Annotated in this window: 6 protein-coding genes and 1 pseudogene; 2 read left to right on the forward strand and 5 right to left on the reverse strand. The window is 49.7% G+C overall.

Annotated features, from left to right (window positions below; genetic code table 11):
• The coding region (locus BZG83_RS14560) for a glycogen debranching protein (protein WP_077481598.1) at positions 1-1,799 on the forward strand (1,799 nt) is incomplete at its 5' end.
• Positions 1,800-1,903: 104 nt separating this feature from the next.
• On the opposite strand, the gene malG is transcribed toward BZG83_RS14560, so the two are convergent.
• The 3 genes from malG to malE form a co-directional block, all read right to left on the reverse strand.
• A complete protein-coding gene (gene malG, locus BZG83_RS14565) occupies positions 1,904-2,794 on the reverse strand; it encodes a maltose ABC transporter permease MalG (protein ID WP_077457378.1) in 891 nt (296 codons plus the stop codon).
• Positions 2,795-2,804: 10 nt separating this feature from the next.
• A complete protein-coding gene (malF, locus tag BZG83_RS14570; RefSeq protein ID WP_077481600.1) occupies positions 2,805-4,379 on the reverse strand; it encodes a maltose ABC transporter permease MalF in 1,575 nt (524 codons plus the stop codon).
• Between the two features lie 63 nt (positions 4,380-4,442).
• The gene (gene malE / locus BZG83_RS14575) at positions 4,443-5,624 is read right to left on the reverse strand and encodes a maltose/maltodextrin ABC transporter substrate-binding protein MalE (protein ID WP_077481602.1); all 1,182 of its coding nucleotides are present in this window, start codon (positions 5,622-5,624) and stop codon (positions 4,443-4,445) included.
• Positions 5,625-6,135: 511 nt separating this feature from the next.
• Between malE and malK the strand changes: the two genes are divergently transcribed.
• Complete coding sequence (gene malK, locus BZG83_RS14580) at positions 6,136-7,278, forward strand: maltose/maltodextrin ABC transporter ATP-binding protein MalK (protein ID WP_077481604.1); 1,143 nt, start codon at positions 6,136-6,138, stop codon at positions 7,276-7,278.
• A 182-nt stretch (positions 7,279-7,460) separates the two neighbouring features.
• Here the strand turns inward: malK and glgB are convergent.
• Positions 7,461-9,314: pseudogene (glgB, locus tag BZG83_RS14585) on the reverse strand (1,4-alpha-glucan branching protein GlgB); the annotation flags it as partial.
• Positions 9,315-9,482: 168 nt separating this feature from the next.
• A partial coding sequence (gene malQ, locus BZG83_RS14590; protein WP_077481606.1) for a 4-alpha-glucanotransferase occupies positions 9,483-10,531 on the reverse strand: 1,049 nt, incomplete at its 5' end.

The following is a 10,531-nucleotide window of genomic DNA, read 5'->3' on the forward strand; positions in this document are numbered from 1 at the left end:
ATTGGACCGCGTATGTTCCGCACGTGAAAGCAGGCGATACTTATAGCTATGAAGTCCTTATTAATGGACAAGCATGGTGCATTGCCGACCCCTATGCGCAAGCCGTTGTCGGCCCAGTGCAATATCAGCCACCGTATACGCCCAATCAAAGCTACAGTTTGGCGCGATGCCAAGTCGTCGATCATCAATTTGATTGGCAGGAAGTTTCACGCCCTGCACACACAATGAGCGAAACCGTCATTTTCGAAACACACGTTAAGGGGCTCACGCAGCTGCATCCCAATGTTGAAGCGCACGAGCGTGGACGTTATCTCGGCTTAATAGCGCCCGACATGCTGCGCTTCTATCAGGACAATCAGATTAATTGCATTCAACTTTTGCCGATTGCTGCTTGTTTACCTGAACCACATTTATTGAGCCAGCAAAAGACCAATTATTGGGGCTACAATCCCTACTTATGGATGGCACCCGATCCTCGTTACGCGCACCATGATGCAGTGACTGAGCTTAAAACCGCCATTCGAGAGCTGCACCGACACGATATTGAAGTCATCCTGGATGTGGTATTCAATCATACGGCAGAAGGGGGAGATGGCGGGCCTATCTTGCATTTCAAAGCGTTAGATCACGCCATGTATTTGCATGATAAACATCAACTCGTCAATTACACTGGCTGCGGCAATACCCTAGATATGCGCCATCCTGCCGCGATTTCCGCGGTGTTAGACAGCTTGCGTCTGTGGGTCACTCACTACCAAATTGACGGCTTTCGCTTTGATCTGGCCGCGACACTGGGCCGAGAAGGTGAACAGTTCAACCCACACGCTGCGTTTTTTACCGCATTGGCACAGGATCCTGTGCTCTCTCAAGTTAAACTTATCGCAGAGCCTTGGGATATAGGTCCAAATGGCTATCAATTGGGGCAATTCCCTTCCAATTGGTCGGAGTGTAACGACAAAATTCGGGATACTACCCGTAGTCTATGGCGCGGTGAAAAACATAGTCTGCAAGATTTTGCGACGCGATTAATGGGCTCGCGCGATCGATTCAGTGCCGCACATTGGCCCGATCACTTATCAGTCAATTACCTGACCTATCACGATGGATTCACTCTGCAAGATGTCGTCAGTTACGCCCAGCGTCATAATCACGCCAACGGTGAAAATAATCGTGATGGACATGGTGACAATCGTTCGGCTAACTATGGTATCGAGGGCCCAACGCAGGATCCGTCTATTATTGCGGTGCGCGAGCGACAAAAGCGCAACCTTATCGCCAGTGTCCTCTTTGCCTTTGGCGTCCCTCACCTCCTGACGGCGGACTTACTGGATCACTCCCAACAGGGTAACAACAACGCGTATTGCCAGGACAATCCGATCAGTTGGTTGAACTGGGGTAACCTCGAATCGTCAATGCCTTGGGCTAATTGGCTATCCACCATGATCAAACGTCGCCAAGCGGTTATGCCCGCGTTTATCGATGCATTTAGCGGCCGAAAGCGCCATCAAAACCGTATTCGTTGGCGACACCCCGACGGTAACGCAATTCAACCGAATGATTGGCCAAACTTGCACGCCGTTGTCTGCCATATCGAAATCGGTCAACATCATCGCCATGCGGGCGATCAGTTACTCTATTGCTTCAACGTCAGCGATCAGCCGCTATCTTTTTGCCTCCCCGACGACAAGCCATGGCAAACAGTGTGTACCACCGAAGAGGCCGATACCGCCACGCGAACTGTCACATCATCATTCACACTGGCGGGCAAAAGCCTCAGCATACTCACCAATCACGCTTAACCGCGTGACCCACATAAAAACTATTCGCGTAAACAGTATTCGCATAAAAAAGGCAACCTCATCAAGGTTGCCTTTGTTCTGGGTCATTGACTGACTTTGCCGCGTTAGCCTTTCACGCCACCGGCGGTCAAGCCACCGACTAACCAACGTTGTGCAAGTAAGAATACCGCGGTGATTGGGAAAGCCGATAAGACAGCTGCCGCGGCGAAATCGCCCCATAAATAGTTTTGTGGATACAAATACTGTTGCATGCCGACAGCGAGCGTATATGAATCCACATCAGACAACAGCAAAGAAGCAACTGGCACTTCACCTACCGCGAAGATAAACGACAAGATGAAGACCACGGCAAGAATCGGCACTGACAATGGCAGCAATACCATACGGAACGCTTGCCATGGCGTCGCACCATCCAATGCAGCCGCTTCCTCCAAAGAACCATCAATGCTTTCAAAATAACCTTTGATGGTCCACACATGCAGGGCAATACCGCCGAGATACGCAAAGATCAAACCGCCGTGGGTATTGAGCCCTAAAAACGGAATGTAGTTACCCAACTTGTCGAAGAGTGCGTAAATCGCCACCAATGCCAGTACTGCAGGAAACATTTGAAAAATCATCATCGCTTTCAAAATGGTTTCCTTGCCTTTAAAACGCATCCGAGCGAAGGCATAGGCTGACGTCGTTGATAACGCAACAATCAAAAGTGACGTCACGCCAGCGACTTTCACCGAATTCCACAGCCATAGTAGAACCGGAAATGGCGGTGGTGTCACCGAGCCATCAGGGTTGGTGACAGGGAAGCCGAGTGCCAGCTTCCAATGCTCAAGAGAAGGGTTGTCGGGAATCAAGCTCCCGGTCGCAAAGTTACCTTCTCGGAACGAAATTGCGATGATCATCAACAAGGGGAAGATAATCAGCGAGAGGAAGCAGCACAGACCTATATGCGTCGCCCACACTCGATACTTTAATGATTTTCCTTGAACCATAGCCATGAGAGACTCCTTAGCTTTCTGTCACTTTGGTAAGACGCAGGTTAATCAAGGCGAGCGCACCCACCAGCAAGAAGATCAATGTTGCGACTGCACTGGCGAGACCGAAGTCTTGGCCACCGCCACCTTCGAATGCAATCCGATAGGTATAGCTGACCAGCAAGTCGGTATAACCCGCCGGCTCGGTAGTACCAATCATGTTCGGACCACCTTCTGTCAACAGCATAATCATTACGAAGTTATTGAAGTTGAAGGCAAAACTGGCGATGAGCAACGGCATTAGAGGCTTGATCATCAGCGGCAACGTAATCCGCGTAAAGTTTTGAATGAAGTTAGCGCCATCGATAGCGGAAGCTTCATAAAGATCATCCGGTATGGCTTTTAATAAACCCATACACAAGATCATCATGTAAGGGAAACCTAGCCAGGTATTCACCAACACTACCATCACACGTGCGAGGAACGGGTCATCAAACCAATTGGGACTGATGCCAAATAAGGCTTCAAGCACCATATTTATCTCACCAAAACTTTGGTTGAATAACCCTCGGAAAATAAGAATAGAAATAAATGCAGGCACCGCATAAGGTAGAATTAATAACACGCGGTAAATTGCACGGCCTTTTAGTTCTTCCCACTGAACGACATTGGCGAGAATAAGCCCAATAATTAACGTAAACACCACCGTTAATAGCGAGAAAACAATCGTCCAAATGAAGATTCCAATAAACGGTTCTTTTATCCCGTCATCGGTCCAAACACGCTCGAAGTTGTCCGTACCAATTTGCACCACGTAACCCGGTGCCACCGTATCACCGATAAACTGACCGGCCTCATCAATCGGTTGATAAAAACCAATTTCATCATTTGGCTTCAACGTATCGCCAGTTTTATTGTTAATCAGTGTGCGGCTATCATCTTGTAAAGTATACAGCGGTTGTTCTGCAGCAAACTTACGCAGCCCACTCATCCGAATGGTATCGCCATTCGGGAACTGAACATCCACCTGACTCAAGGTATCGCGGTTTTTGATCACATCGCGTAGCGTCGCTTTTTCACCCGACAGACTTTCTACCGGCGAAAGCGCTAACGTTTCGTTCGACATCGACGCCATATCAAACGGCGCGGTCGCAAAACGCTCACCCGCTTTATCAATCACTAAACGGGTACCTGATGGAGTTTGATACAAAGCAAACGGATAGCTCTGCCCACTTTGAAAAGTACGCTCAAGTAATACCGATTGCGCGCGCTCGAAAGACAGCTGATTTTTAGCACTATAGTTGGTAAGGGAGAGGCCCACGGTATACACCAAGGGGAAAATGATAAAGAGGATCATCCCAGCAATACCCGGATAGATATATCGCTGAGCATACATCTTCTTATTACCAAAAATGTATAACGCTAGCGCGGTTAGCACCACAGTTAGCATTGCAAACGCAGTTTCACCACGCGAATACATAAGTATGGTGGCGTAACCATTGATGATCGCCACAGTCGCCAACAACGCCCATTTAATGAACGCTTTTGAGCTACTTGGCAAGAAAGAGCCTGACGTTGTCATAGCTGGAGAACCTTGAACTGACTGCATAAGGAACGCTACTCACATTGTTCGGGAACTGTGCGGGGAGGCTGCCCTCCCCGCAGATAGAGCTTATTTCAGCATTTGTTTTTCTGCGTCGTTAAGCGCATCGTCGATGGATTGACGATCGCCAACCACATTAACAACGGCGTTTTTCGCAGCGCCCCAAAATGCGGTCATTTGCGGAATGTTCGGCATCACCTCACCATGCTTCGCATTCTCCATCGTCGCTGCAATACGGCTGTCTTTCGCCAATTCAGCTTGATAAGAATTCAGCGCAACCGCCCCTAAGGGTTTATCGGCATTGATAGTAGATAGGCCGTCATTGGTCAGCACATAGTTTTCGAGGAACTCAACCGCGAGATCTTTATTCGGTGATGCGGTGCTAATGCCGGCGCTGAGCACACCAACGAACGGCTTAGACGCTTCGCCTTGGAAGGTCGGTAATGTTGTCACACCATAGTTAATACCGGATTTCTCGATATTACCCCACGACCATGGGCCATTGATGGTCATTGCCGTATCACCTTGGTTGAACGACGATTCAGAAACGGAATAATCCATATCAGACGAAATCACGCCATCTTTTACCATGTGCTTAATAAAGCCCAGTGCGTCGTGAACACCTTGCTTATTAATGCCGACATCTTTGACATCATAACCTGTGGCCGTTTGTTTAAAGGCATACCCACCATCAGCCGCCATCAATGGCCAAGTGAAGTAAGGTTCTTTCAGATTCCACATGATAGCGGTTTTACCTTGCTCACTGAGCTTACTGTTCAGCTTCGCCACTTCTTCCCAGGTTTTAGGCGGTGTAGGAACCAAATCTTTGTTGTAAATCAGTGATAGAGATTCCACGGCAATGGGGTAACCCACGTACTTGCCTTTGTATTTCACCGCGTCCCATGCAAAATCAACCATCCCGTCTTTCAAACGCGCAGAGGGTTTAATTTCAGCCAATAGGCCCGACTCGGCATAGCCACCGAAACGGTCATGCGCCCAAAACACGATGTCTGGACCATCACCGGTTGACGCTGTTTGTGGGAATTTATCTTGCAAGCCATCAGGGTGAGCCACAGTTACCGGAATACCCGTGTCTTGTTCAAAACGTTTTCCAACTTCAGCAAGTCCGTTATAGCCTTTGTCACCGTTAATCCAAATGGTGAGCTGGCCTTCTTCGATACTCGCCTGAGCCCCAAATGAGCCGAGAGCAATAAGGGTACCGAGGGCAACAGCACTGAGTGATTTCTTCATCTTTCTATCCTTCTTCTACTGAGGTGTAGCACGATTCCTTGGCGGATGAGCTGTATTTCACGGTCTATCATGGTTAATTCACCGCGATTCCTCATCATCCCGTCCTCTACGCCCTACGCCACTGCGAGCGAATTCGTGATCCATATCGCTCGCCGCCAATGATGCGGCTCACAAAAATAAACCTAACGTGATCAAGTTCAACTAATTGTCTGAGAATTTTGTGACGTACGCCCTCAAATTAATTTGGGGAGGAGTTCATCCTCCTCCCCGTCTACTCCCCCTGTAATAATTCTGCTTAGGAGGATGTATGACTGCCGTGATTCGCCCAAACTGAATACCATCAAAAAAGCATTGGTGAGCAATCACACGATATGCTTAAGCTTTAACCCGTTATCTGTTCAACAAATAGGTTAACGGTTATTTAGGTCTTAAGTGACGTGCGATGAAATAACGCAAACACCTATAATGCGTATTAAGCCGAATTAATGAAAAGCGATTGAGGGCGAGCGACATGGCAAGTGTCACGTTTAAAAACGTTTGTAAAGCGTATGACGACGATGTAATGATTTCTAAGAACGTTGACCTAGAGATTAAAGACGGTGAGTTTGTCGTCTTTGTCGGACCTTCCGGTTGCGGTAAATCCACATTATTGCGCTGCGTTGCAGGCTTAGAGGATATTACCTCAGGTGATTTATATATCGATGACCAACGGATTAATGATGTTGAGCCATCCAAGCGCGGGGTGGGGATGGTCTTCCAATCTTACGCGTTATATCCCCATCTTAACCTGTATGACAATATGTCATTCGGTCTGAAATTAGCCAAAGCCAACAAAGCAGAAATAGACCAACGCGTCCATCACGCGGCAGAGATCCTTCAGCTTGGTCACTTGCTGGATAGACAACCGAAATCACTGTCGGGTGGACAACGTCAGCGCGTGGCTATCGGCCGTACTCTGGTTTCACAACCGAAAGTGTTCTTGTTGGATGAACCGCTTTCTAACCTTGATGCCGCATTGCGGGTACAAATGCGCGCGCAAATCACCAAGCTCCAGCGTCAGCTGGGCTGTACCATGATTTATGTCACCCACGATCAAATCGAAGCCATGACCATGGCCGATAAAATCGTGGTCTTGGATGAAGGACGAGTCGCACAAGTTGGCCGACCACTCGAGCTCTACCATTATCCTAAAAACCGCTTTGTCGCTGGCTTTATCGGCTCACCTAAAATGAATTTTATGAGCGTGTTTATTGATGATGTCGAAGCCGAACGCGTTAAAGTGCAAATGAGCAATGGCACCTCATTCTGGATCCCCGTCGATGGCACCACAGTGACACGAGGCGATCGCATGTCACTCGGCATTCGTCCAGAGCATTTGCTGGCGGCGAAGGATGGTGATGCTGTGATTCAAGGCGAAGCCACTATCGTCGAGAAGCTCGGTAACGAGACACAAATTTATATTAGCCTCGACAGTGCCGATGCCGATGTCATTTACCGTCAGCTGGATACGGTTGAAATCGAAGCCGGAGACAAATACGCGATTGGTATTCCTGCCCACCGTTGCCATTTGTTCCACAGCGATGGCCGTGCCTGTAAACGCCTGCACCGTGAAAACGGGGTAATTTTTGATGACGAGGCGGAGCAAGTCGCCTAATCATACCCTCCTCACCAAGGGCCGCTCTCTTAGCGGCCTTTTTGATCCCGCTGACTGCCAAAGACCCTCTCCTTGCGACAGGAAAACAATCGCGATTGACAAGCGCGCTCAGCAGGCTCAAAAAAAGCGCCTCTCAGGGCGCTTTAGCTTTAGATCAATTAATTAACGATACTGACGATCTATCACCCCTCCCACCGATAGAACACGGTCGCTAATGGCGGTAACGTCAGTGATAACGATTGTGCTTGTCCGTGAGCTGCAGTGTTTTGCGTATCGATCTCCGCGGGCAATGGATACCCGCTCCCCCAGAATGCCGCATCATCGGTATTCAGCAGTAGAGAATAATGTCCGGCATGGGGCATCCCCAAGATAAACGAGTCACGCGGTACCGGTGTAAAGTTACTGACCACCAGCACACGCTCCCCATCATCGCTGATCCGCTCATGGGCAATCACGCTCAACGCATGGGCATCTTGTAAGCGCCACTCAAATCCAGCCGGATCGCAATCGAGACGATAAAGCGCAGGCGTTGAGGTATACAAGTGATTGAGGGCCTTCACCAGCGACTGAACACCCTGATGACGTGGATATTCCAACCAGTGCCACTCCAGTTGACCATCATGATCCCACTCAGCGGTTTGACCAATTTCCGAGCCCATAAAGTTGAGCTTTTTCCCGGGCTGACCGTACATGTACCCCAAATATGCGCGTAAATTTGCCGTTTGCTGCCACTCATCTCCCGGCATTTTGTTGAGTAAAGCGCCTTTGCCGTACACCACTTCGTCATGCGAAAGCGAGAGTACATAGTTTTCACTGAAGGCGTATACCAACGGAAAGGTCAGCGTGTCGTGATGATATTGGCGATGGATGGTTTCTTCGCGAATATAGCTCAAGCTGTCATGCATCCAGCCCATGTTCCACTTAAAACCAAACCCCAGTCCGCCTAAGTAGGTAGGCGCAGACACACCGGGAAAAGCGGTAGACTCTTCGGCAATCGTCATCGCATTAGGGAAACGTTGATAAATGGCTTCATTCACCCATTTCAAGGTCGCAATCGCATCATAGTTTTCGCGCCCCCCATCGGGGTTCGGTAGCCATTGATCGTGAGAACGCGAGTAATCGAGATAAAGCATCGATGCCACCGCATCGACGCGCAACCCATCAATATGGAAATAATCTAGCCAATACAACGCGTTGCTGACCAGGAAACGACGGACATGTTCTTTACCCATGTCATAGATATGGCATTGCCAATCGTTATGCCACCCACGGCGCGGATCGGGGTCATGATAAAGCGGCGTGCCGTCGAAATAGGCTAAGCCATGATCGTCACTCGGAAAATGCCCAGGCACCCAGTCCAAGATCACGCCAATCCCTGCTTGGTGGCACTGATCAACAAAATACTTAAAGTCATCCGGCGAGCCATAACGACTCGTCGGTGCAAACAAGCCAACCGGCTGATAGCCCCACGAGCCATAAAATGGATGCTCACTGACCGGCATCAACTCGACATGGGTATACCCCATTTCGACCAAATAAGGCACCAATCGCGCTGCCAACTCACGATAGCCCAGCGGGTTTCCCGTCTCGTCATGCTGCCAAGAGCCGATGTGTAACTCATAGAAAGATAAGGCTTGTTGATGCTTAGCAGTGACAGGCCGCGTCTGCCAAGCTTCATCTTGCCATTGGTAAGCGTGATGGTCGTAGGTTAACGACGCAAACGAAGGGTATTGCTCTGCATAAGCACCGAACGGATCCGCCTTGTGAGGCAGTGAATGCCCATCGGGCCCGGTAAGCGCGTACTTGTAGCGACAATCCGCACCCAAGCTAGGCACAAAGCCGACCCAGTAGCCGTCATCGAGTCGCGTCAGTGGATCAACCTCTGACTGCCAATGGTTCCAATCACCAATGACACTGACAGAGCGCGCGTTTGGGGCATAAACCAGAAAACGGACGCCTTTGATGGGCGTACCGTTAACCGGAAGTGTCATTAGCTTGGCCCCCATCTGATGATAGGCCTGATGAGGGTCGGATAGATGCGCAGCATTAAGCGCATAGTCGTCCGCAGCGATGGCGCCATGCGGCTTAGGATTGATGGTGTCTGGCACGGTTGTCTCCTTATCAAAAAACGCCCTACCCCTGAGGTGTTGGCTGTCACCGAGGATAGAGCGTTAAAACGTGGCATCGTGGTTATAGATCGTGAATCATGCGACCGACTGACGGCTGGCGTGCTGTCGAACGCGGGTTAAATCACGCGCCAGTTGGTTCACTTCCTCTTTGCTAAATAAGGCATCAAGGTTCACCGAAAGCTTACGACGCCAGTTAGGATATTCATCGACCGTCCCCGGAATATTGACTGGCTTGTCCATTTCTAACCAATCTTCCAGTTGCACACTCAACAACGCAGACTGTCCTGCCGCTACATGCAGCTGCAACGCTCGGCTCAGATAACCGTCCATTGGCACATAACGCGCGTCATCACCGACCCCTTCGGGCAACATGCCATGCCAACGCACACTGTCGAGAATGCCTTGTTTGGCTTTTAAACGGCCATCAAACAAGGCTTGCAACTGTGACTCGTCCGGATACAGCCCCAACTCTTGTCCCATTTTCAAATCGTCGCAATGCCAAAAACCTCGGATGGTTGGCATATCATGGGTACACAAGGTAGCCATTGCTTGCTCCGCATAATGGGCAGGGGAAATAAAGCCACCATCGTCTTTCGAGGTTTCAAAGAAAAAGACCTTGTAAGAATGCACCCCCGCATCACGCAGTAAATCGACAATTTCATCGGGAACCGTCCCAAGATCTTCACCAATTACACTGCACTGATGACGGTGCGACTCGAGTGCCAAAATCGCAAGCATGTCTTTAACGGGATAATAAAGGTACGCGCCTTCAGTGGCATTTTTCCCTTTCGGAATCCACCACAAACGAAGCAAACCCAACACATGATCGATGCGCAGTGCGCCGCAGTGTTGCATGTTTGCGCGTAGCAGCTCGATAAATGCTTCATAGCCGGTTTCTTTCAACGCATGTGGGTCAAACGGCGGCAGTCCCCAGTTTTGACCTAATGGCCCCAGCACATCCGGTGGCGCACCGATACTCGCATCCAGCACCAATGGCGAATGATCGGACCACGTTTCGCTGCCCGCATCAGACACCCCAACCGCCAAATCGCGATACAAACCCATCGCCATGCCTTTTTCTTCAGCCAGACGCTGTGCTTCTTCAATCTGCCCTTGTGCAATCC

Source organism: Salinivibrio sp. PR919 (assembly GCF_001995355.1).
GTDB lineage: Bacteria > Pseudomonadota > Gammaproteobacteria > Enterobacterales > Vibrionaceae > Salinivibrio > Salinivibrio proteolyticus.

Coding starts and splice junctions, on each gene's coding strand:
- malE (WP_077481602.1), bottom strand. CDS start 5,624: ATGAAGAAATCACTCAGTGCTGTTGCCCTCGGTACCCTTATTGCTCTC.
- malK (WP_077481604.1), top strand. CDS start 6,136: ATGGCAAGTGTCACGTTTAAAAACGTTTGTAAAGCGTATGACGACGAT.
- malF (WP_077481600.1), bottom strand. CDS start 4,379: ATGCAGTCAGTTCAAGGTTCTCCAGCTATGACAACGTCAGGCTCTTTC.
- malG (WP_077457378.1), bottom strand. CDS start 2,794: ATGGCTATGGTTCAAGGAAAATCATTAAAGTATCGAGTGTGGGCGACG.